The following is a 26,101-nucleotide window of genomic DNA, read 5'->3' as shown; positions in this document are numbered from 1 at the left end:
ACCCCTTCATATGTAGTATTTAATCTAATTATCAATTAATCCCAAACTAAACCATATACTTTTTTCCCGAATATTGAGAGTTAATTTTTTACAATGTAATAAAATATTACATAACCCACTCTTTCTTCGACCTAACATAGATATCAAAAAACATATTGAATAAGCCACCAATGAGATGACTTATTCAGATTGATAATTGATTTGTGTTAATTTATTATTGAACTAGTCTTATCACTCAGCATCAAATAGAATATCAACCTAGCATTTTCATCAATTTTATTCGAACCATGGAACTTCAACTAAAGAACGGCCTATCCACTCACGTAAAATTTCATTTGTAGGGCCCATTACTGCACCTGCACGACCATCACGCAAATATTTTTCCACTTGACCTGTAAGGTATCCTCTACCACCTGAAACTTGCAATGCTTGATTTGTCACTTGGATAACCATATCAGCAGCATGAGTTTTTACTTGCCAAATTGGGAAAAGGTGTTCTGCTAATGAATGGCCATTTCTAACAAGTTCGTCCATTCCTTGAGCTGTTCGATAAACCATACTTCTTGAACTATCGATTAGAATTTGAGCTTTTGCCAGCTCATGACGAATAACTTGGTAACTAGCAACTGATTTTCCTGTATCCGCATGAACTTTTTTCTTGGCTCCATCAATCGCAGTGTTAAGGGCGCCTTGAGCAACACCAGTCCAAACAGCAGCAGTTCCTAGTAGAAATAATGGATCAATTGTATTTTCATTAAAATAGTTCATTCCGCCTTCTGTACCGATACGGTTTTCTCTTGGAACAAAAACATCTTTAAATGTCATTGGTCCACTGGAATTTCCACGTAGTCCCATCGCATTAAATGGAAAACATTCAATTCCTTCCTGATCGTTCTTTACAAGTAAAAACATTAACTTGTCTTCTAACGTACTATCCGGAGAATTTGTACAAACAATATACCAATCTGCTTCTCCTGCACTTGTAACAAATGATTTATCTGCATTTAATAAATATCCATCCCTTTGTCTCGGAGCTGAACTTACAACGTTCCAAAAATGACTTCCAGTTGCTGGTTCACTAAAGGCAAGACCTCCAATTTCTCCATTAATTACACCAGGAATAAAACGGTTACGTTGCTCAGGGGTTCCTGCTTCAAAAAGAGTTTGTGTTGCGGCAGTATGCATTACCCAACACATCGCTGAAGATGCACAATATTGAGCGAAAGTTTCAGCTAATACCGCAAATCCAGTAAATCCCGTTTCAAGACCACCATGAGAAGCAGGTACGGTAACAGCACCAAATCCGGCCTCAGTAATCTTTTTTAAACTTTCACGAGGATAAAGACTTTGTTGATCGGAGATAGAGGATCGATGAAGCAGCTCACTTTTTCCAACAAAATGTGCTTTCTCTTGTATTTCCTCATAACCTGATGGACAACTCCACCACTTAGGAATTTGCATAATCCCTTTTTCTAGCACAGTATCAGTTGCTGGCAATTTTCTTCACTCCTTAGTTCACGTAGGGATTAAGAAGAATCTGGGATGAATCATCCAAAAATATGTTTGAATATCCCATCATCTTCCTGGTTTAATTTACTTTCATAACTTACATGAATAATGGTTCAGGCAAACGATGTGCTGTATAAATCGCATCTCCATCGCTCTCGCCTTCAAAAGTAACAACTGTGCCAGGATTAAAAATGAAAACATCCCCTACTTCTCCAACATACTTGTTCCCTTCTTTATCACTTACAACAATATTTCCTCTAACAATAACCTTTACTTCTAAAAACTCATAATTAAAATCAAAACTGTCTGTCGTTTTTTGCATTGAGTAGAATCCTACTGATAATGCATTTTCTCTTGAAGTAACGGGCACATCAATGATTTGGCTTTTAAGTTCTGGATTCCCTAATACTGCATTTAATTCTTTTTTATCATAAGTACCTGCTTTAATTAACTGTATACCTGGTTTCGTACTTAAAAAATTGAATTCTGATTTGTTTAAAGTTTTTTCACTCATTCTCTTCACCTCTAAGATTAGTTATTATAATAAAGTTTTTAAATTTCATTGACTCTCTATAAATCAAGTCATATCAAAAACTTTATTTAATACAAGACAATAATCACATATAAAAAGAGGTATTCCAATCTAGTTTTCTCACTTTTCAGGAAAATACCATTCTAAATGTAAGATAAGTTTACATAAGTTTGGTTTTCCTCCGGATATAAGATAACATCCACTCATTTCAAGTTAAAAGATTTATGACAAATGGGGCAGAAACTAACAAAATAGGAGTTAACACTTAACACCATTTTCGGCCTTAGTGTCAACTCCTTGATTTATTGAGCTAGTTTATACGGATCAGTCTTCATACAAACTTTCTGATACGTAATTCTCTATATATGCACTTAAAAACTAAGCTTTAACGCCTTGCCATCCCAAAAGTTGATCTGCTTGACCCAACATATTCTGCATTATTAAAAATCGAATCCTACTAGAAGATATTATTTCTCCTGAACTACAGCGCATTGGCTCTAAAACTTGCACAAAAAAACGTTCACGTAAAGTATTTATATTTCCTTCCCTATTCTTCCCAAAATGGAAATCCGAACCTTCCCATACTTCCAAAGGCTTTAAGCCTCCAAGTTCATCAAGGAATGATTCTACGCCTCTCGCTACGTAATCAGTATCAAAAGCAGCTACAATAACATGATCTACCCCAAGAAACCCAAGTCTTTTGATCTTCTCTTCAATTGTTGTTAGTTGGATTGAATTTCCAAAGAAGACCCTTGGTGGCGGATCAAAAGTATACACAACTAAAGGCACTGCAAGCTCTATTGCACGTTTTTTGGCAGTAGATATCAAAGTTTGATGTCCTCGATGAACCCCATCAAGTGCTCCAATAGTCAGTACTGATGCAGGAAGTTTTAAAGTTCTATGCATATGCACTTGCACACTATACACTCCTTTACTTATTTTTAGTTGTTCTTGATCACAAAAGAATATTGATTATTGGTCCATTTAGAATACATTGATAGAGATATCCAAATGTGCCTTTCCTATCTAGATGTTAAAAAACATTACACAACATAATTTTTTTTGATTTAATTATTCATATAATGACCTAGATATTAACGGAAACCTACAATTATTTCTCAAATATTGAGACGTTTCCAATTTTATTGTCGCATTTTCTGACACAATTAGTTGTATTCCCGGAGTGCCATTATCGGGTACCTTAAAATCTTTGATTTTATTTTATAATACTTAAACATAAAAATTTTTAATGGTAGATAACGTAACATTCATTCTAGGATTATCCCAATATATGAAAAAAATATAATTTTATTTTTATCTTTTTATGTAAATATATGATTAATTATACAATCGCCATTTGTTAAAACCTTTACAATATTATGGATAGATTGGAGCTATAAAAATGCACACGACAAAAGTTCTAAGAACGACAGATTTTGACATTACGAATCATGATGTCAAGTCCTCTCTAGATAAGTTATTCCCCGGATTCAATAAAAGAGATAGACTCGGAGTTGTAGTACGTCAACCTGGGGGAAGTGCTGGCGCAAGTGCTCTTCTCATGGCGGCAATCACAAGATTCTATGATTTTCACCGATCACAGTTATGTAACATTACTGGTAGTCTACGAATCTACCCAGAATACTTCATATTCCATGTTGGAAAACAACATATGGATCATTACTGGATGGATGTATGGACGCCTAACAAAGAGGTTATTGTGGAGGATGATCCTGAGCAAATTCTAGAGGCCATTAATGATCGAGGCATTACCCGTTTGCTCGTCGAAGATATTGTACCATCTTCAGCAACATTTTTACCTGAGACAATTAATAGCGCTAAACACCGCATCATTAGCGCTATCGCTTATTCACCTACCGGAAGAGTTCATAATGCTGATGTTATAATCACAAGCTGTTCAACTGCAGAACGTTATGTAATCTCCTCATTTAAAAGATCAAGAGAAATGTTAACTAATTACGATGAACTATTACGCCACCGAGAAAATCTACTTGAAAATAACCGAGTTGTAGAAACTTATCGTCAAATTGATATAGAAGATGCTTTTAATAAGCTTACCATTTCCTCTGGTCCAGGTCTTACGACGTGTCAATATATATCTATGGCATAAGAGGATCACTCGTAAATAAGAAATTAAAAAAAGCTAGGATGAATAAAAACTTTTTCATCCTAGCTATTCTATTTAGCGGGACAGCACTTACTTTTCAAACTATCAATATATGTTGAAGCAGTAAAAACGACTGTACCACAGTCACTGTCTCACCTTACAATCTATTTCTTATTTAAGCTACCCTCCACAGTTTTCAATTTTCTTTTCTTCCTCAAACCCCGGTTTTCCTAATAAAGCAAACATGTTCTTCTTATAGGCCTCGACACCTGGCTGATCAAACGGGTTTACTCCTAGTAAATGACCGCTTATTCCACAAGCCTTCTCAAAGAAATAAACCATTTCACCGAAAGTGAATTCATTTAACTCATCCAACTCAATGAGGAGATTGGGAACTCCCCCATCAACATGAGCCATAACGGTACCTAGGAAAGCACTTTTGTTGACTTCATCCATCGTCTTGCCGACTAAGAAATTTAATCCATCCACATTTTCCGGATCTTCCTGAATATTCAACTCTAACCGAGGTGTTTTAATTTGCAAAACGGTTTCCATAAGGTTTCGACGTCCTTCTTGAACATATTGTCCCATGGAATGCAAGTCTGTTGAAAAATCGACAGATGCTGGAAAGAGCCCCTTTTGGTCCTTCCCTTCACTTTCCCCAAACAATTGCTTCCACCATTCGGATACGAAATGCAATGAGGGTTCATAATTGACCAACAATTCAATGTCCTTCCCCTTATTATATAAAACGTTTCTTACTGCAGCGTATTGGTAGCACTCATTGTCCCATAAATCAGGAATGCTGTATTTCCGAGCGGCTGCTGCGGCCCCTGCCATCATTTGATCGATATCCAATCCTGCTACAGCAATCGGTAATAGCCCTACTGCTGTAAGGATTGAATATCGTCCACCCACATCATCCGGAATCACAAAGGTTTCATAGCCTTCTTCATCCGCAAGCTTTTTTAATGCACCTTTAGCTTGATCTGTTGTAGCAAAAATCCGGCTTCTCGCTTCTTCCTTCCCATATTTTTTCTCCATATAGTCCCGGAAAAGACGAAAAGCAAGAGCAGGCTCGGTTGTTGTTCCTGATTTGGATATCACATTAACTGAAATATCTTTCCCCTCTAACAATTGAAACAAATGGGAAATATATGTAGAACTGATATTCTGCCCAGCAAAATAGATTGGGGTCTTATCCCCGATTTGGTTATGAAAGCTGTGGGAAAGAGCTTCAATGGCCGATCTTGCTCCCAAATAGGAGCCGCCGATGCCAATCACCACCAAGGCATCTGAGTGATTTCGAATTTTCTCGGCGGCCATTTCGATTCGGGCAAATTCTTCTTTATTATAGGAAAATGGCAAGTCCACCCAACCAAGATAATCCGATCCAGGGCCTTTCTTTTGATGGAGAAAATGATGCGCCACTTTCACAAATTCACCTAAGTTTTCCACTTCACCGTGATTCATAAAGGCTAATGCATTTGAGTAGTCAAACGAGATCGTCATTTATTCCCTCTCCTTTATAACTGTTTTTCTACTGAATGTCCGCCAAATTCGTTTCGCAAAGCGGCAACCACTTTTCCTGTAAAGGTATCATTATCCAAAGAGCGATAGCGGCTTAATAAAGCCATGGCGATCACCGGGGTAGACGCTTGAAGATCCAAAGCGGTTTCTACGGTCCATTTCCCTTCTCCGGATGAATGCATGGCCCCTTTGATTTGATTCAATTGGGAATCTTTTGAAAACGCACTCTCCGTTAATTCCATTAACCATGAGCGGATAACGGAACCATGATTCCAAACCATCGCAACACGTTCAAAGTCAAAATCAAATTCGCTTTTCTCTAAAACCTCGAAGCCTTCTCCAATAGCAGCCATCATCCCGTATTCGATTCCATTATGAATCATTTTTAAAAAATGACCGCTGCCTGCCTTGCCAGCATATAAGTAACCCTTATCGACAGATGTATCTCTAAACACCGGCTCAACAACGCTCCATGCTTCACGGTCGCCCCCAATCATATAACAGGCTCCATTGCGTGCGCCTTCTATACCCCCTGAAGTACCGACATCCATAAATTGAACACCTATTTCCTTCAGCTCATTATATCGACGAATCGACTCTTTATAATGCGAATTGCCTGCTTCAATCACGATATCCCCTGCGCTTAGAAAAGGGGTAATTTCGTTGATAACGGAATCTACAACGGAGTGTGGAACCAATATCCAAAGCACTCGTGGCGTACCTAACGACTGTACAAGATCTTTCAAGCTATAGCACCCAACTCCACCGTACTCTTCCATTTCTCTAACTGCCATTCTATTTAAGTCAAACGCTGTAACCTTGTATTTTTGATCAATCAAGTTCTTTCCTAGATTTAAGCCCATTTTGCCTAAACCAATTAATCCGATTTTCATAGTTTCCTCCTCTAATTTCTAAATTTAACTACCACCATTTGAATCCGTGCTCGTTTAGTAATGCATGGGAGGTCTCTGGCCCCATCGACCCAGCCGGGTAATATTGAAGGGGCACGCGATTGTCCTCAAACGCTTCTAGTACCGGCTGAACCCACTTCCAAGATAATTCCACTTCATCCCAATGGGCAAAGAAAGTGGAGTCACCCCGGAGAGCATCAAATATTAAAAGTTCATAGGCTTCTGGCACATCTACCTTTCTTGCTGAAAAATCCACCGTTATAGGTTCGATCTCTCCGTTTAAGGGATTTTTACTATTGAGTTGCAAGGATACACCTTCATTAGGATTAACATAGATCATTAATAGATTGGGCTCTGAGTTTTGGAATGGATTTTTAAATTCAATTACAATCTTTGTTGACTTTTCTGCCATTCTTTTTCCTGTTCGAATATAAAAAGGGACGCCGTCCCAAAAGGGATTATCAATCCATAAACGAGCAGCTATAAAGGTATCGTTTTTTGAAGAGACCTGAACGCCTGGTTCTTCCAAATACCCGATGACAGGCTTCTCCTCCATTTCACCTGATCCATATTGTCCACGAACGACGTGTTGAACTACATCATTCTTATCGATAAGTCGAAGAGACTCCATTACCTTTCTTTTTTGCTCACGAATCTCTTGAGCAGTAATTTGCTTTGGCAAACTCATCGCTGTCATCATCAACAGCTGTAACATATGATTTTGGACCATATCCCGAATAGCCCCTGCCTTCTCATAATAGCCTGCTCTCTCTTCCACCCCAACGGTTTCACTGGCCGTAATTTGCACATTGGCAATATACTTATTGTTCCATAAGGATTGTAATATAGGGTTGGCAAACTCTAACGCCTCTAGGTTTTGAACCATCGGCTTTCCAAGATAGTGATCAATCCGATATATTTCTTCTTCAGCGAAAACTTTCCTGAGATTTTCATTCAATTGTTGAGCCGATTTCAAATCATGTCCAAAAGGCTTTTCGATAATCAGCCGTTTCCACCCTTTCGTTGTCCCTAAGCCGCTTTTTTGGATATTAGAGCTAATCACCTCAAAGAATTCCGGAGACACCGATAAATAAAACATTCGGTTTTCGTTCATGCTTAGCTCTTGTTCATTATGCTCTATTAGTGCGAGTAACTGCTTATACCCCTCTTCGTTTGTAATATCTAATTGACTATAGCGAAATTTTTTGACGAATTCTTTCTTTTGGGATTGATCATTGACCAAATGCCTTGAATAAGTGTATAGCGAATCTTTCACACGGGCTTGGAACTCTTCATCAGACCATGCGCCTCTCCCAACCCCAACAACTAAAAATGACTCTGGCAACTTTTTGTTCAGATATAAATTATATAAAGCAGGGTAAATTTTTCTCTTCGCTAAATCCCCTGATGCCCCAAACAGGACAAATGTTATGGAATCTACTGCCTTCGGACTTAATGCTTGATGAGAGTATTCTCCACGCAAGCCAGGTGAAAGAATCGATGTACTCATCCCTATTCCTCCTACTTTTTTTAAATATGTTTTGGGATATTAACCCAATTAAATCTGTACTGTGATTAGTATAACGGCTATAATATGAGTTAGTAAGTACGCACTTTTATTTCATATAGTCACAAAAACCACTCATAGTGTGTAAAAGTATACTTAAAATGGTTTCTTGAAGGGAGCAGAATAATGGGACATGTTTGTGCAAAAGAATTTAGCTGTGAAAAAGAATTAACCCTTGCTGTTATCGGCGGAAAATGGAAAATGCTTATTCTTTGGTATTTAGGAAAAGAAGGCACTAAACGATTTAATGAACTAAAAGCGCTTATGCCTAATATTACTCAGCGGATGCTCGTCAATCAGCTTCGTGAACTCGAGTCCGATTTTATTGTTCATCGTGAAGTTTTTCCGGTGGTACCACCGCACGTGGAATACTCCCTCACGGATCGAGGAAAAACGTTAATGCCGATTCTCGAAGCCATGTATGAATGGGGAAAAGAATATAAAATTTTTATTGAAATAAAGGAAGAAGAGTCCTCCCAAGAAGGAGGAACAGCTCTATAGGCGGTCTATTCAGCTACAGAACCATGTGTGATTTTTTCGCACATGGTTTTTTGTTTTTACAGTATACTTTTTGTCACTATATGATTTAAAAGTGCGTACTTCCAACCACGGTATTTATAGCTTTATAATAAAGCCATGCCTTACCAATTCCCAAATAAAGGAGAGAAACGAAAAATGAAATTACAATTAGCTTTAGATCTTGTAGACATACCAGGTGCAATTCAATTGGTGAAAGAGGTTCAAGATTATGTAGATGTAGTCGAAATTGGAACACCTGTTGTTATCAATGAAGGCCTTAAAGCCGTAAAGGAAGTAAAAGCTGCATTTCCTAACCTAACGGTATTAGCTGACCTTAAAATTATGGATGCTGCTGGCTATGAAGTGAACCAAGCCTCTGCAGCTGGTGCTGACATCATCACAATCCTTGCTGCGGCAGAAGACGAATCCATTAAAGGAGCTGTCGCAGAAGCAAGAAAACAAGGCAAACAAATTCTTGCCGATATGATTGCTGTCAAAGATATTGCGGCACGTGCAGCAGAACTAGATGAATTTGGCGTTGATTACATTTGCGTTCATACAGGCTACGATCTTCAAGCTGTTGGAAAAAATTCTTTTGAAGACCTTGCTACCATTAAAAGAGTGGTTAAAAATGCAAAAACAGCGATTGCTGGCGGAATCAAATTAGAAACTCTTCCAGAAGTAATCAAAGCTCAACCGGACCTAGTCATCGTAGGCGGAGGGATTACCAGTAAGGAAGATAAAAAAGCAGCAGCAGCTAAAATGCAGGAGTTAATTAAACAAGATACAGTTCAAGTAGGGTAATAGTAATCATGAATACGACCCAATATTTAAATCAAGTGGTTCAAGAGTTAAGTCATACAGTTGAACTCATCTCTAATGATGACGCTGAGAAATTAATGAACAAAATACTTGAATCCAAGAAAATCTTTGTTGCAGGTGCCGGCCGCTCAGGTTTCATGGGGAAATCTTTTGTCATGAGAATGATGCACATGGGAATAGATGCCTATATCGTAGGTGAAACGGTCACTGCTAACTTGGAAAAAGATGATTTATTGATCATTGGTTCAGGTTCTGGTGAGACCAAAACATTGGTTGCCATTGCTGAGAAAGCAAAAAACATTGGCGGAACAGTGGCTGCCGTCACAATTTCACCAGAATCTACAATTGGAAGATTGGCCGATATTGTGGTGAAATTGCCAGGTGCACCCAAAAATCAATCAACTGGCGACTACCAAACGATTCAGCCCATGGGTTCCCTTTTTGAGCAAACCATGTTGTTGTTTTACGATGCCTTGATTCTAAGATTTATGGAGAAAAAGGGCTTGGATTCAAATAAGATGTATGGAAAGCATGCCAACCTTGAATAGAATCTATCTATAGTGAAGGAAAGATCGCAACCATTCTAACATGGAGTGCGGTCTTTCCTTTTATATATTACACATAAAAAAGCACCTCCAATTGTCATTAGACTGAAGGCTGAAGGTAAGGATGGCTTATATATTTGCATTGGTTTTGTAGTTGGCATGATAAAAAGCAGTATGAACTTGGCCTTTTTTAACATCATCTACCTGATTCGAAAGCTCCACTAACCGCTCGACGTCTTCAAAAGAGTATTTACGTGTCCCTCCTTGACTGCGCTCTGGAAAAATCAGATCTCGTTTCTCATAATGTCGAATCTGTCTAACCGAGAGACCAGTCAATTCTGAAACAACCCCAATATTAATCACTTTTTTCTCTTCATATGACATGGTTGTCCCTCCCAGTTCGGCATGAATTTAAGAGGCTAGGAGGCGAAATATCTATCCTACCTAGCCTATTCTTCTTATGATACCTTTGAGTCTTTCGTTACTTCTGTTAATTGATCCGTTGAACAATAAGCTCGCTCTTCGTGTAGACTAATATCCAATCCCATTAATTCTTCTTCTTCGGTCACCCGTAAAGGTACAAATAACTTTACAATCCTTAAGATGATATAGGTTCCTACAACACCGAGAACAATGGCTGTCCCCACACCCGCAGCCTGGTGTAAAACCATTTCAGGATTGCCATAAAGCAAGCCATCTTTACCTGCTTGATTGACACTGGTTGTAGCAAAGATCCCTGTAGCAATCGATCCCCATATTCCAGCTAAGCCGTGAACACCAAATGCATCTAGCGTATCATCATATTTGAATTTTTCTTTAATGAAGTTGATGCCATAATAACTTACTGGCGCTGAAAGCAATCCAATAATGATGGCTGAAGGAACAGTTACAAAACCAGCAGCAGGAGTAATTCCTACCAGACCAGCGATGGCACCAGTAGCTGTTCCTACCAAAGTAGGCCGTTTGCGAACTTTCCATTCTATTAATAGCCAACATAGTCCGCCAGCAGCTGCTGCAACCTGGGTATTCGCAAAAGCAAGAGCGGTAACGCTATTTGCTCCTAAGGCACTGCCTGCATTGAAGCCGAACCAACCAAACCAGAGTGTTGCAGCACCGATTAAGAATAAAACCACATTATGTGGCGTGTGTTTTTTCTTTAAATATTCATATCTTGGTCCAATAACAATGGCCGCTGTAAGAGCACTTACCCCAGAAAGAATATGAACAACGGTACCGCCAGCGAAATCAAGCTCACCAAGCTGAGCTAACCAACCGCCGCCCCAAACCCAGTGAGCCATTGGCGAATAAATGAAGGTCATCCACAAGAAGGTAAAGAGCATCCAAGCGGGAAAAGAAATACGGCCTGCAATTCCTCCAGAAATGATGGCAACGGTAATCGCCGCGAAGGCACATTGGAAGATAGCAAAGGTATAATGCGGAATGGTGTAAGATTCAAATGCCGCTTCTCCTCCCACCCCATTAAATCCTAAATAATCTAATCCGCCAATCAAGCCGCCTTTATCAGGTCCAAAGCTTAAGGTGTAACCCCATAATACCCATACGAGCGTAACAATTAATAAGCTGACGAAACTATGCATCATCGTCGAAACTACGTTACGATCACTAACCAAACCTCCATAGAAGAGAGCAAGCCCCGGAACGTGCATGAAGATGACAATGGCAGTAGCCACTAACATCCAGGTTGTGTCTCCTGAATCAATGGATAGAGCTGTTTCTGCTGCTGACGCGTTATACGGAATAATGAAAAGAAGTGCCAAGAAAGTTAATAATATTAAGCTTCCTCTTTTGTCCAACATAGGATATACCTCCTTTTTAATGGTTATGTTCATGCTTTACTTCCGTACTTTTATTTGCATCACCTGGACTTTTGTCTAGGGTTGCAGCGAGACCTAACACCGAAAAAGATAGAACCAAGGAAAGGATAATGGGAGTTAACTGAATTCCCTTCCTTGCTTTTTGTTTGAATGCCTCTTTATTTACCATGAGCATCAAAGCTAGAACAGAAAATAAAAAGATCACATCCATCGCAATGATCATAAAAGCTTCCCGGTTTTGAGGGGTCATATCGCCAAGCATCGCTCCCATCATGGCCCCCATAAAACTAGCGGACAAAGCTTCAATCACTCCTGAAACACCAAATGGTTTACCGATAAAAAAAGCGAAAATACCACTAACAAGAATGGACAATACGGTGGAGTAAGCTAATTCACCTGGCAATAAAAGGGCAAGAAGAAGCCCAATCATTGTACTGCTGACCATTCCTAATGCCATCGAAATACACTTGCCCATCGAACAACTTACCCACTGTCTTTTTGAATTCGTGTTGACACAAGCATAAATGGTATAACCAATAATAAGAGCAGAGCTTATTAAAATTAACATGCTTTCACCACCACATTTATAGTTTAGGAGTTGGCCTTTATCGCCAACTCCCTCTCCTTCCTAATGGTTGCATGAATCCACTTTTGTCATACTGCAAGATGAGCTCTTTGCCTTTGGACGCGGTAAATCAAGGGCTGGGTTGCGATCGAAAAAACCTACAGGTTTCAATTGGAAGCTTTGATAGGCGGTTGGCATGACTGGCCAATCTTCTGGTCTAGTAATATGATGATGCCCCATTGTATACCAAACAACAATGTCTTCATTTTCAATCTCACGGTCAGCCTTCACATAATGTTCTAAGCTATCTCCTCCTTTGGATTGATTCGGATATTTCCCGGAAGCATACATTTGATTTTGATCAAATTTTGTAACGTGAAGATGATTTTTAATAAACCCTGCCCGTTGAATGACCGTTGCCTCATCGGTGGCAAATGGAAAACAGTTTTCACCCGTGACAAGCTTATAACCTACCGGTTGGCCCAGATAGTTTTTGGAGTTCGGATTGACAATTTTCCATGTCTTTTGTGAAGCTAAATCAATATTACTTACCGATTCCGATTCGGTTTTGAATGTTTTGGATACGGTATAGAAAGCATTGTAATTTGGATTTTCTGGACCTGGCTTTTCTGCAACGGTGTGTGATTCCACAAGAGAGTTATGAACACCATCTAACATGGGATCAATTCGGAAGTTAAAGAAATGTTGATGATAGGGTGCATTAACCTGTGGTGCAACTTCTGTACCATATTTAGGCACTTCTCCCTCATCCAGTGCACCCACATTTAAAATACCAGTTAATTTAACCTCACATTCAATGGTTCCATCTGGATAGAAGGACCAGAAGAAGCCATAATCATAGTTTGCAACCGTTGCGAAGAAAGAGATGACTAGACGGCGGGAGCGTCGAACTTCAACTTGGTTTGTTCTCCAATCTGTATGCTTCCATGCAATGCCGTAATCTTCTTCATGCAGACAGACAGCATTTTTTACGACAAAGGGTTCTCCCTTGCTGTTTGACATCACCGCATCAAAGTATTGGATATGCCCAACGCAGTCACAACCTAGTTCTAATGAATTGGCTAATTGGCCGATTCCATATTCCCCAGCATCAAACGCATTTTGCCAGTTATGAGCTGGGCTTGTGTCACTGTATGGAACAACCATCTCTGACAAGGCAGCACGGTAGAGAATGGGGCGAGCTTTTCCCTTATCTTCATAACTTACGGTATGAATAACGAGACCCTCTCTCGGGGTAAAACCAAAGCGAATATTCCATTTTTGCCATTTGATCACATGTCCCTCGATCTCAAAGCTTGGGCCTTCAGGCTGAATGATATCCAAGGGTTTTACATCTTGGCGAATGTCAATAGGATAATCTTTCGCTTCTTCTGGTGTATAAGCAGCATGTGTAGGAGGAAGTGGTTTCACTCCATAATCTTCAATTCGAATAATTTCCATCTTATTCACATCTACAACAGGGATAAGTCCAGTAATTGGGTACCCGTACCCATTTTCCCCTTCTGCCGGCCTTACCCAAGCCAAGGCACGAACCAATCGCTTGCCTTCATCTTCAGGAATATTAAAGTAACCCGATGACCAGGGGTCAACCATGACTAAACTTGGATCCGTAATTCCACGTTTTAATAGAGCTGCCTGATAGTTGGGGTCATTTTTTACCAATTCTTCGACGGCTTCAAATTCATCAAGGATAAATCCTGGCCGAACATCCGGTATCAATTCATAGGACACTACCTTTTCCGTTGTAAGAGATACAATCGCTTCAAAAGTATCATTGGTTTCTGGCTCGATCAGAATGATAAAGACTTCCCTTTCAAACGAATCTCCCTCTTTAAAATTTAATACCAATTCTTTAACAGGCTCATGTAAAACGACCTGGGCAAATCGAGCTTTTTCTGTCAAAAACTTTTCGTTTTTGAGAATGGCTACAGCTTTTTTAATTTCTTCCGGTGTTAGTGGCTCTAATGGATGAGTTGCTTGAGATACTTTCACTTCAGGTGCTTGCATAAATGGTTACCTCCCAATATTTAATAAAATTTAGTTGCCTTTTTTTAGGTGATCCTTACTACACTTCTAGAATATCTATTTTTCTGTCGAAATTATTGTAAAAAACGAATCGTGATTTATTTTCAGTGGCAGATTCTTTGACATGAAACGATAAACAACATGCAAATAGTATTATTCTTTTCTTAATCAAGGTCATATCTATTCGTGTTTAGGAGGACGAACTTATGAAGAACAGGATGAAGAGTCATATCTACTTTCCTTCTCAACCGGAAATTCAGAAAAATACTCTTTTTTATCAGGAGCTTAGGCCCGTAAAATTATGGTACAGCAAAGATGTAGCGTTGTTTTATCAATTTAAAACAGTGGATGATTCTACGACTTATCTATCCCTTATTCCTGATGGTTGTTTTGATTTTTTATTTTGCTGTGATCCCAATCATCCTTCCGCCTTTCTATGGACTAGCCCTTTCTATCGGAAAAGACAACCCGAATTTCGTAGGGGGTGTGAATATTTTGGTGTACGCTTTTTTCCAGAGCAAAGTGTTATTAAATTAAATAACTCAATGAATGAGCTTCTTGCCCAACAAATTCCTTTAATTGAGGTTATGGACAATATAGAATACTTGATTGAATGGATTGTTTTGGGAAACTCTTTTCAGGAACGAACGGAGCGTTTCGTAAACTACTTGGAGAAGCTTCGTACGGATTTAGGAAAAGATCAAAAAATGATCCGTTATGCCATCGATCATATCTATTCTTCTGGGGCCATGGTCACTGTTCAAGAATTATCTGACTCCATCGGATTTTCCGAGCAGCATATTCGAAGGAAATTTGAGACCTACATTGGATTTTCGCCGAAAGAATTTGGTCAAATTGTCCGATTTCAAAATACCTTAGATATGTTTTTGGATAATAAGGAATCCAAACTGCTAGATATCATTTATGAAAATGGATACTATGATCAAGCCCACTTTATTAAAGGGTTTAAAAAACTAATCCAATTAACACCAAAACAATATAAAAAGTTTCTGATTGGATGAAAAATAATCCCTCCATTTACGGAGGGATTATTTTTTTCTTATTTGACATGGGTGGCAAGAGTCTGTTTGGGTTCAGGATTATAGGCAGGTTCTTCGTGAAAACTTACATCCAAGCCCAACAATTCCTCTCTCTCGCTCACTCGTAGCGGGGTAAATACGCTAATCACTTTTAAAATAACAAATGTCCCTATTACGGTTAATACAATGGAAACACCCACACCTATTAACTGATGAACGACTTGTTCTGGATTTCCATAGAATAGCCCATTGGCACCAGCAGAATTCACGGCTTCACTTGCAAAAAGACCGGTAGCAATGGCTCCCCAAATTCCCGCCATACCATGGACACCAAATGCATCTAGTGTATCATCATACTTTAATTTTGCTTTCAGATAGTAAATGCTAAAATAACAAACGGGAGCGCCAATTAAACCTATAATTAGGGCTGATGGAACAGATACAAAACCTGCTGCAGGAGTTACGGCGACCAACCCAGCAATAGCTCCTGTAGCTGTCCCCACAAGGGTCGGACGTTTACGCATCATCCACTCAATTACCAACCAACCAATCCCTGCCGCAGCCCCAGCAGCATGAGTATTCAGGACAACTAAAGAGGTGAGGCTTCCTGAAGCTAGGGCACTTCCCCCATTAAAGCCAAACCATCCAAACCATAAAGTGGCCGCACCGAACAGAAATAGTACAACATTATGAGGCTTTTGTTCTAGTGTATACCCTTTTCTTCGCCCAATCATAACAGCTGCAACAAGAGAAGCAACACCCGAAGTAATATGAACCACAGTCCCACCAGCGAAATCCAGTTCGCCTAATTGGGCTAGCAATCCGCCCCCCCACACCATGTGAGCCATGGGAGCGTAAACAGCAATGGGCCATATAATCGTGAATAAAATCCACGCTTTAAAAGAAATCCTTTCAGAGATACCGCTTGAAATGATGGCTACGGTAATAGCTACATAAACAATTTGTAATACCGCAAACAAATAATGGGGGATAGTTAAAGAGCCATACGCCTCAGGTCCTACACCATTAAATAAAATATAATCTAAGCCACCAATTATTCCACCGATGCTTGTTCCATAACTCAGGCTATAACCTAATAAAATCCAAACCACGCTTACTATTAACAGGCTAACAAAGCTATGCATTAACGTTGAAACTACATTTCGTTCATTTACTAAACCACCATAAAAAAGGGCAAGTCCAGGAACATGCATAAACAATACAAGACCGGTCGCTACTATGATCCAAGTGGTATCCCCAGTGTCAATTTCACCCGGGGTAGCTGCAAAAGCATGTAATGGCAATAGCATAAGTAAAAGTGTAAAAAGCAAACTCTTCATACTATCCCTCCTGAGCTTTTTAGTTGCTAAATTCTGAAGCCTTTTTCACCCAACCTAATTCTCCTGACAGCTCATCAGCTGCTTTTTGTGCAGAATTGACGATCTCTTCAAGCCGACTCCCTGAGAATATCGCTTCTGATCCTTTAACCGTGATGGAAGCAACCACCTGATCTTGCCAAGAAAAAACAGGAAACGCAATCCTCGCAGATCCTTCCATCATTTCACCGAATGATAAAGCTAACCCAGCCCCTCTAATAGTCTGCAACTCTTTTTTTAATAGCTGCAAATCATGGATTTTTCCTTTTTCGTTCAAAATTTTGGTGATCTTATGCTGAGATCTTTGATTCATGAAAGCCAAGATTACTTTTTGTGAAGCTCCTATACAAAGTGGAGCCCTCATTCCAATACACTCTTCCATTTTCAAATCACGTTGTTTGGCATGAATATACTCAATAAGCACCCCTTCATCCCCTTCAGGGAAGGTTAAGTATACACACCCATTTGTCTTGTTAGCGAGTCTTTCCATAATGGGGATTGCCGAATTTCTTGCTAAGAGCTCATTTCTTAATGAGAACCCCATTCTTATTAAATTCAAGCCTAAACGGTATTTTTTTGTTTCCCAGTCTTTAAAGACCATTCCACTTTCCTCAAGAGAGGATAGTAATCGGTGGACGGTTTGAACTGGGATATCAAGTTCTCGACTAATATCAGTAGCACTCCACTCCACCTTATCCTTCTTTGTCATCAGGCAAGTCCAAATTTTAACTGACTTCCGAATGGTCTCGCTCAATATACATCCCCCCTTCCACAAACTCTATAGTCCTATCCTGCCTCCTTTCTCCTATTTCTAGATTGTTTTCTTCCATAAACATACTGCGGTTTGAAGTTGATTTATTGTAAAAACCGAAAATTACGTAAGGTTATTTTACATAACCTTTAAAAATTTCTCAAATATTGGGATAATGGACTACATGAACGAATTTTTTTGATGTAGTGTTATGAATGTTAACATGAAGTTTTCACACCAGACACTACCGTTGTCTTCGATGGAGAAAGTGACGGAGAGGCCGTTTATGCGGCACATCGTCTGCCTGAGCGTTCTTTTATGTAAGTAAAACTTGAAATTTCTAAACGAATAGAAAGGGAGATTCCTTTCTATTCGTTACTCATCTGAAGGAGGAGAATATATGACACTACAAATGACTCAAGAAAAAATTTTTCCATTCCCTTTTAAGGCAGACTCCTATCGTTATTCCAATAACTCTGTTGCATTGGATCCCCCGTTTTTGCTAGACATTACACCTGAATACTTTGATGAAGTTGAGAAAAAAAGGACGATTTTAAATACGTCCCATGAACGGTCCTTTCAAGCGTTACCCCATTCCATAGAGGCCCAATGGGAAATACTCGAAATGATTATGGCTGAAATGACTTCTTTATATCCAACTTACTTTCAATTAGAGAAAAACGGTGACCATTGGACGTTCACCAATCACTTGTTATCCGAACAGCAAACTTTTATCTTCGGTGATCCTTCCAGTTTGCCTTTTGAACCTTTAGATTATATTGGTCGGCATATTCAAGAGGATTTAATTTATGTGGCACAGCGAGACGGTGATCTTTATATGGATGCCGGTCAGCTATGTTTCCCGGCAAACTGGTCTATTGCTTTTAATCTCGGAATGGCGTATACCGAGTTTCATAGTCCCGTCCCCCATTTCTCATCTAGCGGATTAGCAGAAAAGGTGAAAAACTTCTTGTTAAGAATGGAACCTGGAAAGCCATGGACCCGCTTAAACTGGACCATGACCGTTGAACCGATTTTAGACACCTTCCCTGAAAGCTTTGACATGTGGGGGCCAATAAAGGATCAGGTAACGGCTGAAAATGTAGGGCAATGTGTTTATCTAAGAGTGGAAGATCAAAAGTTATTTCGCCTTCCAGGGAGTAATGGAATTTTATTTAGTATTCATACTCATTTAATGGCTTTAGATGAATTGATTCAAAATGAGGAATGGGCTACGCGACTTTATCATGTCTTAACTGATTTGCCTGAGTATATTGCTGAATATAAGGGGTTTCTTTCTTATAAGGATAAGATGGTTGAGTTTTTGAAAAAAAACAAGTAAAAGGAGAGTAAGAAGAAATGAAGATTCCAGAAAATGCAAAGAAGATATTAGTATTTTTAGAGGATATTCAGTTGGTTGAACAAGCGAGGGCACTTGATGAGCTAGCAATGAAAACCATGGAAACACATATATTCATTAAGAGTTCCATTTCTATGTCCGATGTCTCCAATATACTCAAGCAACAACTTATAGGTACCCATCTTTTTATTTGTGGAACATGGCCATTTATACAGGAAATAAAAGAAAAAGCATATCTGGCAGGTTTTTCAGAAGATGAACTTCATTACGAAGTAATGGGTCCACGGAAGGAAAAAGCTTTTTGCGTAAAATGTTACTCCTATAATCCCAGGCAACAAGAAGATAAAATTTCCTGCAGAAATTGTCAGACTTCTCTTCTAATCTCCAATCATTATTCTAGAAGACTGGATGCCTACCTTGGTTATATTCATGTAAGCTAACTTTAATAGAAAGGAAGAATCTTATGTCAAATACCATTGAGGTGGTTGTCAAAGAAATAAAGAAAGAATCACCGAAGGTCAAAAGCTTTAAACTAGTCAGGCCGGACGGTTCCCCCTTGCCTCGCTTTTCTGCAGGTTCTCATATAACTACCTATTTAGATCAAAATGGATTAGAACGCCATTATTCTTTAACTACTTCCCCGAATCAAACGGACTTTTATCAAATTGCCGTTCGTCTTAGTGATCAGTCAAAAGGCGGTTCAGCCTATTGGCATCATAAAATAAAGGAAGGAGGTAAGCTTAAGATCAGTTACCCGAAAAATCACTTTCCGCTCAGCTTCCAAGCTAAGCATCATGTTTTTTTTGCCGCTGGTATAGGCATTACCCCTTTTCTTGCTATGGCTGCGGATTTAAAAGCAAAAGGGCAAACCTTTGAATTGCACTATTCGGCACCCTCAAAGGAATTTTGCACCTTTTATACCTATCTTACTGCCCATTATCCAAACGAAACACGATTCTACTTTTCAGATGAAAAACACAGAATGAAGCCACAACTGATGGACAACAAACCGATTGGAACTCATGTATACTTTTGCGGGTCTGAAGCGATGATGAAAGAGTATGCAGAGGCAGCTAAAGGATATGGATACCCAGAGAAAAGCATTCACTTTGAATTATTTAGTCCACCTGATTTGGGTCCCATGCACGCTTTTAAGGTGAAATTAAATAAAAGTGATCAGTTCATTCAAGTACCAGAAGGAGAAAGTCTACTTGAAACATTATTAAAACATAATATACAAGCCCCTTATTCTTGTAAGATTGGAGGATGTGGGAGCTGTCAAGTAGACGTACTAGAGGGAGAAGTTGATCATCGAGATCTATTTCTGTCCGAGGTTGAAAAGAAACAGGCAAATGTCATCTTAACCTGCGTGTCAAGGGCAAAGTGCAGTACGCTGGTCCTAGATTTATAACTATGGAAGAAACACATAAATACAAGTAAGGGGATGAGTAAGATATCATCATTCAATAACGAATATCTTCATTTATTATTGAATTTTTTCACTTCGGATCAAGGCATAAAATAACATCAATGCAGGATCCTGTTGGATCTGTTGCAGCATTGATGATTAGAGTTAATCGATATAACAAGTAAAAAAAGAAGGAGGCTAGCCCTCCTTCAAACTGAGGATAGAGTCCAGTCAAGGACTTATGAGGTGTGGTTAAACACCCACATCGCCATTGAAACTTGTTCAACAACCACATGGGTGCTTAATAACATTTTCACAAGCAAGAGTCGTGCCAATTATTTAATGTAAAAACTGATTTATGCTTAGCAAGATGCTCCACCCTACTTGGAATTATTACCAGTTTGGGAGCAGGTTCCTTGGTTTTGTGAGCAAATGGCGTGAATTACTTGGAATCATGCCAGGTACAAGAGCAAACGGCATCTCCTCGTGAGCATCCACTCCTTTCCGTGAGCATATCCAAAATTTTTGTGAGCATCCGGAGCCAGACAGTAGTAATACGGTGCCGGTCCGAGACATGATCAAAAATAAAAGCCTAATTACCTAAAAAATCAGCTTAAAAATGGAAGGCTCTAGACCAAAAATTAGATTACACTTCCAAAAACTAGACTAAAATCACATAAAATCGCAAAAAAACTTAGCAATATGCTCCACCTACTTGGAAACATTACCGGTTTGGGAGCAAGTTCCTTGGTTTTGTGAGCAAATGACTTGAATGATTTGATATCTCATAGGGAACACTTTATTTTTTAACGACACATAGATGGTCACGAAAATTGGCGCGGAAAACTGTAATAAGGTAGCAAACACTGCGTTGCTTTCTTCAATCGCAGCTACAAACGTATATTGGATCAAGCTGCTTTAACAACAAAAGAAGACATGGATTCTTGAATCCATGTCTTCTTTCCTTTGTACTGTCCGTTTCCGCGAGGATATTACTGGAGACCTACTCTTTCGGTTCCTCTCGTGTCCCCATTGCTATATTCCGGCATAAATAATTTTTGGAGAACCAAGGTAGCTGCCCCAATCGCCGTGCCAAAATCACCTAATTTCACCTCACAGATAGAAGCGGAATTTAATGCCCTTTTTTCCACCGTCTCCTTCATGGGACCCAGGATAAACTCTCCTGCTTTCGATACCCCGCCACCAAGAATGATCCGTGATGGATTCAGAATATTGATCAGATTAGCCACACCGATGCCTAAATACCGACCCGTATTTTTCAAAGCTTCAATGGCCAAAGGATCACCTTGAAGGGCTGCCTGGTGAACCGTTTCCCCGGTAATTTCCTCTACATCCCCATGAACCAGTTCGGCGATCAAGCTCTCCCTGCCAAGGCGAATCTCCTCCTGTACCCTTGAGGCAATCGCAGGACCTGCAGCAAGAGCCTGCAGGCATCCATGATTTCCGCAGCTGCATTTCGGCCCTTCGATCTCAATGGTGGTATGGCCAATCTCTCCCGCCGTAAAGCTTGCACCCGTAAACAGTTTATGATCTAAAATGATACCCGCACCAATTCCCATTCCTACGTTCACACAGATAAAATTTTCAATGCCTTGACCATTCCCAAACCAGCTTTCACCTAAGGCCATGGCCCTGACATCATTTTCAATTTCAACAGGAAGGTTAAACGCTGTCTCTAGCTTTTCCCGTATGGGAATATGACGCAGAGCGAGATTAGGGGCGTAATCCGCGACTCCTTGCTTCGGGTTGACCAGCCCATGCATGCCGATGCCGATTCCAAGGATTGTATCTTTTTGTAATTGGGACTTTTCCAATAGGGTATCGACCGAGTGAATCAACAGTTCCAGAAAAGATGGGGCTGTGATTGGGTTTGGCATTTTGACAAGCAGAGTTTCTTGGATTTCTGCGTTTAGATTAGTAGACACCAGCTTCAGATGACTAGCCCCCACATCGATACCAATTACTTGAAAAGCCGAAGCATGGATACGCAGCATGATGGGCTTGCGGCCTACCGATGAAGTCCCCAAATCACTTTCAATCACTAGATTCGACGCTAACAGCTCAGCAACCAGATTCGTCACTGTTGGCGGAGTCAAATTCGTTTTTTTGGCGATTTCCGCACGGGAAATGGGGCCATCTAGGCGAATGACATTCAATATAAGCGATTTATTCAAGGACTTCATCAACTGAAAGCTGCCAACCATTCCTGATGCCATAGTGCCTTCCTCTTTTCTATAGACTATTGCTCCTTAGAGCCCTGTTATCTCTTTTGCTCCATCCCCTACTTCACATACATAAAAATCCGGGATAAATCCTGTCCTGAGTGTGTAATTCTCTGCTACCCTTTTCTTAAATTCTTCCACCGCTTCTTCCCGAACAAGACTTACATTGCATCCGCCGAAACCTGCCCCAGTCATCCGGGTGCCGACGCATCCCGGAACTTTTGCAGCCTCTTCAAATAAAGTATCCAGTTCAAGACCCGTTACTTCATACAAGTCCCTCAGGGATTCATGAGATTGCAACATGTACTGTCCGAAACTGATGAGATCATTTTCCTTTAAGCTTCTGGTCGCCAGCAAGACTCTTTCATTTTCACTGACCACATGCTCCACCCGGTTCCGGATGACGTCGGATTGAATGACTCCGCGAACCTGCTCCCACTCGGCATAACGGAGATCACCCAAGCTTAAAATGTAGGGAAGCACCTTTTGTATCTGCAACAGCCCTTGTTCACATTCCGATCGACGCTCGTTATATTTGGAATCCGCCAATCCCCGTCTTTTATTCGTATTGGTAATGACCAACTTGTAGCCATTGGCCTGAAAAGGAACATAGTCATATTGCAGCGTATCGCACTTTAGCAGCATAGCATGATCCTTCTTGCCCATGCCGACTGCAAATTGGTCCATGATCCCACAATTCACCCCCACAAACTGATTCTCGGCCTGTTGGGATAGCTGAACCAATTCGATCATGGGAATATCGCTGTTCACCAACCTGGATATGGCGAGAGCGGTGACTAATTCAATCGAGGCGGAAGAAGAAAGTCCCGCTCCATTCGGTATATTCCCATAATATAAAATATCCGCACCTCTCAAAGAGGATGAGATCGAGGGATAAGTTAACAGTTTCGAAATGACCCCCTTGGGGTAGTTAGCCCAATCCTCTTCTTTAACATAAACGAGTTGATCCAGCGAACATTCCGCTTTGACATTAAAATGAGTAGATACGAATCGAAGCTTTCCATCCTGTCTTGGAGTGACCAAAGCCCATGTCCCGTAGGTTAAAGCGGCCGGAAATACATAGCCGCCATTATAATCCGTATGTTCCCCAATCAAGTTCACTCGACCGGGGGCAAAAAACAAGCGAACGTCTTGATGACCGCCAAATTCCTCGGCAAATCTCGTTTTTAACTGGTTAATATCCATTAACCCATCCCCCTTTATTGAACGATGCTATGTAGAAATCTCACAAAAGCTTGATTTCCAGCCAAATCTCTTTTAAATACACCGGCATGTTCGAGAACCTTGGAAAATATGTTCCCTACCTCCTGCTGTAGAATCTGTTGAACATTCGCTGGGTTTAATTGTGGATGGCTCTGCTTAATACCTAGCGCCCAATGTAAGTGCTTCATCACCTCGGGATAGGTTTCAATTTCCTGGACCGGGTCATCGCTAATTAAGCATTCCCCTAAAATCCTTAACTCTTCTTTCAGCCTTCCCGGCAGTACAGCCAACCCCATCACTTCAATCAGGCCGATATTTTCCTTTTTAATATGATGAACTTCTTGATGAGGATGAAAGATCCCTAACGGATGCTCATCATTGGTTCGGTTATTGCGTAGAACGAGATCCAACTCAAATGACGTTCCCCTTCTTCTAGCAATCGGGGTAATCGTGTTATGGGGGATTCCCTCCGTATGAGACAAAATGTCCACACTTTCATCGCTATACGTTGTCCAGCAGGCGAGAATATACGCTCCTAGCTCAACTAAATCGTTCGGGTTGTTGCCGCTTAAGCGGATGACCGACATCGGCCATCTGACGATTCCAGCTTTGACATCAGGGTACTCCCTGAAAGAGAACTCCTTCTCCACGGGGGCTTTGGCCATCGGAAACTCATGGTTTCCTCCCTGGAAATGATCGTGGCTCAGAATGGAGCCGCCAACGATCGGTAAATCAGCATTCGAACCTATAAAGTAATGCGGAAACTTCTCAACGAATCCCAGCAATCTTTCAAATGTCTTCTTAGAAATCTTCATAGGCTTATGTTCTTCAGAAAAAACGATGCAGTGCTCGTTGTAGTAGACATACGGAGAATATTGGAAGTACCAGAGCTCATCGGCTAGTTCCACTGGAATAATGCGATGGTTCTGTCTCGCCGGATGATTGACCCTGCCTGCATAGCCGACGTTTTCCTTGCAAAGCAAGCACTCAGGATAAGTGCTTCTTTGTATCATATTTCTTTCCGCCGCAATGGCAATCGGATCTTTCTCCGGCTTCGATAAATTAATAGTGATCTCCATATCGCCGTATTCCGTAGGTCCCAGCCAATGCTGGTTTTTGGCAATTCGGTCCGTCCGGATATAATGGACGTCCTGTGAGAATTCATAGAAATACTGAGTAGCCGCCTCCGGTCCCCTCTGTTCATAGGCATCGTTAAAAGTTCGAATCACCTCGGATGCGCGCGGAACCAAGCACCCCATGATTTTCGTATCCAACAGATCGCGATAGGTGATCGAATCAGCTTCAAGTTTCCCTTGTGCTTCCGCCCAGTCCAAAATACTGTTCAAAATAGAAAACAATGAGGGCTCTTCTTCTTCCCCCATTTCAATTACGTCCCAATCCCTCAAACCTAACACATCCAAAATCGCATTCCTGGTTAGATCCAGATCCCATTCGGTTATGAGCTTCTTCTTGATCCCGTACTGAAGCAGACGTTGTACGTGGGTGTAAATGCTCTCCGTCACCCGACTCATCCTTTCATTGGTGGTAGATTAATTTAAACTGATAAGCATCTATGGACAGGCTCTATTAATTAATTAAATTAATTAATATATTAAACCCTCTGTTCTACTTAGTCAACACTCACGTGATGATACCATTTTATAGAGATTAAATGAATGATTTTCCACGTCCTAGGGCATCTTACAATTGTTAATTGGCAGACCTCTCCTTTTCTTTAGAGGAAAAGTTTAGTATCGAACACTGAATAAATGCTCCTAGGGGGTGTATCCTTTTGAAACGGACATGTTTATTTCTTCTCACATTTTTAGTGTCTTGTAATATTCTTATTGGTTGTCAAGTAGTGCAGGAGCAAACTAATAAGGAGGCTCCCAATCAAAAAACGCAAAAGGAGGGTAGATCGGAGATTAAAAAAGATAAACAGATAAAAGGAAAATAACCGCCCATACGATATAGATGGGAATACTCCACCTATTCATTAAAAACAGAATAAGATTTCATCTTATAGGTGGAAAAAAGCCAACTATTAGCTATAAAAGTCATATTTTATAAGCTATATTTAAGGTGTAGTTGAACTTTTTCCACTTATTTTTCCTTTTTTCCCCCATTTTCTTTGAATAAGTGGACTTTCTTTCACTATTCAAAAGTTAAACCCTCTTGATCCTCGCTCGA

Annotated in this window: 22 protein-coding genes and 1 pseudogene; 8 read left to right on the top strand and 15 right to left on the bottom strand. The window is 40.2% G+C overall.

Going from position 1 to position 26,101, the window contains the following annotated elements:
* Nucleotides 1–276 precede the first annotated feature (276 nt).
* The 3 genes from EIZ58_RS29550 to EIZ58_RS29540 all read right to left on the bottom strand — a co-directional run bounded on the left by EIZ58_RS29550 (nucleotide 277) and on the right by EIZ58_RS29540 (nucleotide 2,959).
* Nucleotides 277–1,497: an acyl-CoA dehydrogenase family protein gene (locus EIZ58_RS29550; RefSeq protein ID WP_134704582.1), complete on the bottom strand. Its 1,221-nt coding sequence runs from the start codon at nucleotides 1,495–1,497 to the stop codon at nucleotides 277–279.
* A 109-nt stretch (nucleotides 1,498–1,606) separates the two neighbouring features.
* Complete coding sequence (locus EIZ58_RS29545) at nucleotides 1,607–2,023, bottom strand: cupin domain-containing protein (protein WP_134704581.1); 417 nt, start codon at nucleotides 2,021–2,023, stop codon at nucleotides 1,607–1,609.
* Nucleotides 2,024–2,419: 396 nt separating this feature from the next.
* Nucleotides 2,420–2,959, bottom strand: coding sequence for an FAD synthetase family protein (locus EIZ58_RS29540; protein ID WP_240689457.1), 540 nt, complete (start codon nucleotides 2,957–2,959; stop codon nucleotides 2,420–2,422).
* 484 nt (nucleotides 2,960–3,443) lie between these two features.
* Here EIZ58_RS29540 and EIZ58_RS29535 point away from each other — a divergent pair, with 484 nt between their 5' ends.
* Entirely contained in the window at nucleotides 3,444–4,172 is a 729-nt protein-coding gene (locus EIZ58_RS29535) for a hypothetical protein (RefSeq protein WP_134704580.1), read from the top strand.
* A 177-nt stretch (nucleotides 4,173–4,349) separates the two neighbouring features.
* On the opposite strand, the gene EIZ58_RS29530 is transcribed toward EIZ58_RS29535, so the two are convergent.
* The 3 genes from EIZ58_RS29530 to zwf are packed head-to-tail and all read right to left on the bottom strand — an operon-like array spanning nucleotide 4,350 to nucleotide 8,120.
* Nucleotides 4,350–5,681 carry a glucose-6-phosphate isomerase gene (locus EIZ58_RS29530; protein WP_134704579.1) on the bottom strand — a complete coding sequence of 444 codons (1,332 nt, stop codon included), beginning with the start codon at nucleotides 5,679–5,681 and terminating at the stop codon, nucleotides 4,350–4,352.
* Nucleotides 5,682–5,695: 14 nt separating this feature from the next.
* Nucleotides 5,696–6,592 carry a phosphogluconate dehydrogenase (NAD(+)-dependent, decarboxylating) gene (gnd, locus tag EIZ58_RS29525; RefSeq protein ID WP_134704578.1) on the bottom strand — a complete coding sequence of 299 codons (897 nt, stop codon included), beginning with the start codon at nucleotides 6,590–6,592 and terminating at the stop codon, nucleotides 5,696–5,698.
* A 28-nt stretch (nucleotides 6,593–6,620) separates the two neighbouring features.
* Nucleotides 6,621–8,120, bottom strand: a complete 1,500-nt coding sequence (gene zwf, locus EIZ58_RS29520; RefSeq protein ID WP_134704577.1) for a glucose-6-phosphate dehydrogenase — start codon at nucleotides 8,118–8,120, stop codon at nucleotides 6,621–6,623.
* 183 nt (nucleotides 8,121–8,303) lie between these two features.
* Between zwf and EIZ58_RS29515 the strand changes: the two genes are divergently transcribed.
* The 3 genes from EIZ58_RS29515 (at nucleotide 8,304) to hxlB (ending at nucleotide 10,066) form a co-directional block, all read left to right on the top strand.
* Nucleotides 8,304–8,678, top strand: coding sequence for a winged helix-turn-helix transcriptional regulator (locus EIZ58_RS29515; protein WP_134704576.1), 375 nt, complete (start codon nucleotides 8,304–8,306; stop codon nucleotides 8,676–8,678).
* A gap of 174 nt (nucleotides 8,679–8,852) precedes the next feature.
* Nucleotides 8,853–9,500: a 3-hexulose-6-phosphate synthase gene (hxlA, locus tag EIZ58_RS29510; protein WP_134704575.1), complete on the top strand. Its 648-nt coding sequence runs from the start codon at nucleotides 8,853–8,855 to the stop codon at nucleotides 9,498–9,500.
* A gap of 8 nt (nucleotides 9,501–9,508) precedes the next feature.
* Nucleotides 9,509–10,066, top strand: coding sequence for a 6-phospho-3-hexuloisomerase (gene hxlB / locus EIZ58_RS29505; protein ID WP_134704574.1), 558 nt, complete (start codon nucleotides 9,509–9,511; stop codon nucleotides 10,064–10,066).
* A gap of 192 nt (nucleotides 10,067–10,258) precedes the next feature.
* On the opposite strand, the pseudogene EIZ58_RS29500 reads toward hxlB, so the two are convergent.
* The 4 genes and pseudogenes from EIZ58_RS29500 to EIZ58_RS29485 form a co-directional block, all read right to left on the bottom strand.
* Nucleotides 10,259–10,447, bottom strand: a pseudogene (locus tag EIZ58_RS29500) (MerR family DNA-binding transcriptional regulator); the annotation flags it as partial.
* A gap of 74 nt (nucleotides 10,448–10,521) precedes the next feature.
* Complete coding sequence (locus EIZ58_RS29495) at nucleotides 10,522–11,784, bottom strand: ammonium transporter (RefSeq protein WP_205672410.1); 1,263 nt, start codon at nucleotides 11,782–11,784, stop codon at nucleotides 10,522–10,524.
* Between the two features lie 112 nt (nucleotides 11,785–11,896).
* Nucleotides 11,897–12,466 (bottom strand): hypothetical protein, encoded by a 570-nt coding sequence (locus EIZ58_RS29490; protein WP_134704571.1) that lies wholly within the window; start codon nucleotides 12,464–12,466, stop codon nucleotides 11,897–11,899.
* 60 nt (nucleotides 12,467–12,526) lie between these two features.
* Nucleotides 12,527–14,491, bottom strand: a complete 1,965-nt coding sequence (locus EIZ58_RS29485; RefSeq protein ID WP_134704570.1) for a primary-amine oxidase — start codon at nucleotides 14,489–14,491, stop codon at nucleotides 12,527–12,529.
* A gap of 224 nt (nucleotides 14,492–14,715) precedes the next feature.
* Between EIZ58_RS29485 and EIZ58_RS29480 the strand changes: the two genes are divergently transcribed.
* Nucleotides 14,716–15,531, top strand: a complete 816-nt coding sequence (locus tag EIZ58_RS29480) for a helix-turn-helix domain-containing protein (RefSeq protein WP_134704569.1) — start codon at nucleotides 14,716–14,718, stop codon at nucleotides 15,529–15,531.
* A gap of 38 nt (nucleotides 15,532–15,569) precedes the next feature.
* On the opposite strand, the gene EIZ58_RS29475 is transcribed toward EIZ58_RS29480, so the two are convergent.
* Nucleotides 15,570–16,859 carry an ammonium transporter gene (locus tag EIZ58_RS29475; RefSeq protein ID WP_205672407.1) on the bottom strand — a complete coding sequence of 430 codons (1,290 nt, stop codon included), beginning with the start codon at nucleotides 16,857–16,859 and terminating at the stop codon, nucleotides 15,570–15,572.
* A gap of 49 nt (nucleotides 16,860–16,908) precedes the next feature.
* Nucleotides 16,909–17,679: an IclR family transcriptional regulator gene (locus tag EIZ58_RS29470; RefSeq protein WP_134704567.1), complete on the bottom strand. Its 771-nt coding sequence runs from the start codon at nucleotides 17,677–17,679 to the stop codon at nucleotides 16,909–16,911.
* A gap of 397 nt (nucleotides 17,680–18,076) precedes the next feature.
* Here EIZ58_RS29470 and EIZ58_RS29465 point away from each other — a divergent pair, with 397 nt between their 5' ends.
* From EIZ58_RS29465 to EIZ58_RS29455, 3 genes are read left to right on the top strand one after another with little or no spacing between them, the layout of a single operon-like run.
* A complete protein-coding gene (locus EIZ58_RS29465; RefSeq protein WP_134704566.1) occupies nucleotides 18,077–19,018 on the top strand; it encodes a heme-dependent oxidative N-demethylase family protein in 942 nt (313 codons plus the stop codon).
* Nucleotides 19,019–19,035: 17 nt separating this feature from the next.
* Entirely contained in the window at nucleotides 19,036–19,476 is a 441-nt protein-coding gene (locus EIZ58_RS29460; RefSeq protein WP_134704565.1) for a dimethylamine monooxygenase subunit DmmA family protein, read from the top strand.
* Nucleotides 19,477–19,499: 23 nt separating this feature from the next.
* A complete protein-coding gene (locus EIZ58_RS29455; RefSeq protein ID WP_134704564.1) occupies nucleotides 19,500–20,447 on the top strand; it encodes a PDR/VanB family oxidoreductase in 948 nt (315 codons plus the stop codon).
* A 989-nt stretch (nucleotides 20,448–21,436) separates the two neighbouring features.
* On the opposite strand, the gene EIZ58_RS29450 is transcribed toward EIZ58_RS29455, so the two are convergent.
* The 3 genes from EIZ58_RS29450 to galT are packed head-to-tail and all read right to left on the bottom strand — an operon-like array spanning nucleotide 21,437 to nucleotide 25,434.
* Nucleotides 21,437–22,681 (bottom strand): ROK family transcriptional regulator, encoded by a 1,245-nt coding sequence (locus EIZ58_RS29450; RefSeq protein ID WP_134704563.1) that lies wholly within the window; start codon nucleotides 22,679–22,681, stop codon nucleotides 21,437–21,439.
* A 33-nt stretch (nucleotides 22,682–22,714) separates the two neighbouring features.
* Nucleotides 22,715–23,893 carry a galactokinase gene (locus EIZ58_RS29445; RefSeq protein WP_134704562.1) on the bottom strand — a complete coding sequence of 393 codons (1,179 nt, stop codon included), beginning with the start codon at nucleotides 23,891–23,893 and terminating at the stop codon, nucleotides 22,715–22,717.
* 14 nt (nucleotides 23,894–23,907) lie between these two features.
* A complete protein-coding gene (galT, locus tag EIZ58_RS29440; protein WP_370297838.1) occupies nucleotides 23,908–25,434 on the bottom strand; it encodes a UDP-glucose--hexose-1-phosphate uridylyltransferase in 1,527 nt (508 codons plus the stop codon).
* Nucleotides 25,435–26,101 lie beyond the last annotated feature (667 nt).

This window comes from Ammoniphilus sp. YIM 78166, from assembly GCF_004522215.1.
Taxonomy (GTDB): Bacteria; Bacillota; Bacilli; order Aneurinibacillales; family RAOX-1; genus YIM-78166.
Note: the sequence above shows the minus strand (reverse complement) of the source record. Positions and strands in the feature narration are given on the sequence as shown.

Excerpts from the sequence above, each read along its gene's own strand:
- EIZ58_RS29480 (WP_134704569.1), top strand. The coding sequence starts at position 14,716 with ATGAAGAACAGGATGAAGAGTCATATCTACTTTCCTTCTCAACCGGAA.
- EIZ58_RS29535 (WP_134704580.1), top strand. The coding sequence starts at position 3,444 with ATGCACACGACAAAAGTTCTAAGAACGACAGATTTTGACATTACGAAT.
- gnd (WP_134704578.1), bottom strand. The coding sequence starts at position 6,592 with ATGAAAATCGGATTAATTGGTTTAGGCAAAATGGGCTTAAATCTAGGA.
- EIZ58_RS29445 (WP_134704562.1), bottom strand. The coding sequence starts at position 23,893 with ATGGATATTAACCAGTTAAAAACGAGATTTGCCGAGGAATTTGGCGGT.
- EIZ58_RS29465 (WP_134704566.1), top strand. The coding sequence starts at position 18,077 with ATGACACTACAAATGACTCAAGAAAAAATTTTTCCATTCCCTTTTAAG.
- EIZ58_RS29485 (WP_134704570.1), bottom strand. The coding sequence starts at position 14,491 with ATGCAAGCACCTGAAGTGAAAGTATCTCAAGCAACTCATCCATTAGAG.
- EIZ58_RS29450 (WP_134704563.1), bottom strand. The coding sequence starts at position 22,681 with ATGGCATCAGGAATGGTTGGCAGCTTTCAGTTGATGAAGTCCTTGAAT.
- EIZ58_RS29455 (WP_134704564.1), top strand. The coding sequence starts at position 19,500 with ATGTCAAATACCATTGAGGTGGTTGTCAAAGAAATAAAGAAAGAATCA.
- hxlA (WP_134704575.1), top strand. The coding sequence starts at position 8,853 with ATGAAATTACAATTAGCTTTAGATCTTGTAGACATACCAGGTGCAATT.
- zwf (WP_134704577.1), bottom strand. The coding sequence starts at position 8,120 with ATGAGTACATCGATTCTTTCACCTGGCTTGCGTGGAGAATACTCTCAT.
- EIZ58_RS29460 (WP_134704565.1), top strand. The coding sequence starts at position 19,036 with ATGAAGATTCCAGAAAATGCAAAGAAGATATTAGTATTTTTAGAGGAT.
- EIZ58_RS29490 (WP_134704571.1), bottom strand. The coding sequence starts at position 12,466 with ATGTTAATTTTAATAAGCTCTGCTCTTATTATTGGTTATACCATTTAT.
- EIZ58_RS29475 (WP_205672407.1), bottom strand. The coding sequence starts at position 16,859 with ATGCTATTGCCATTACATGCTTTTGCAGCTACCCCGGGTGAAATTGAC.
- EIZ58_RS29545 (WP_134704581.1), bottom strand. The coding sequence starts at position 2,023 with ATGAGTGAAAAAACTTTAAACAAATCAGAATTCAATTTTTTAAGTACG.
- EIZ58_RS29530 (WP_134704579.1), bottom strand. The coding sequence starts at position 5,681 with ATGACGATCTCGTTTGACTACTCAAATGCATTAGCCTTTATGAATCAC.
- EIZ58_RS29515 (WP_134704576.1), top strand. The coding sequence starts at position 8,304 with ATGGGACATGTTTGTGCAAAAGAATTTAGCTGTGAAAAAGAATTAACC.
- hxlB (WP_134704574.1), top strand. The coding sequence starts at position 9,509 with ATGAATACGACCCAATATTTAAATCAAGTGGTTCAAGAGTTAAGTCAT.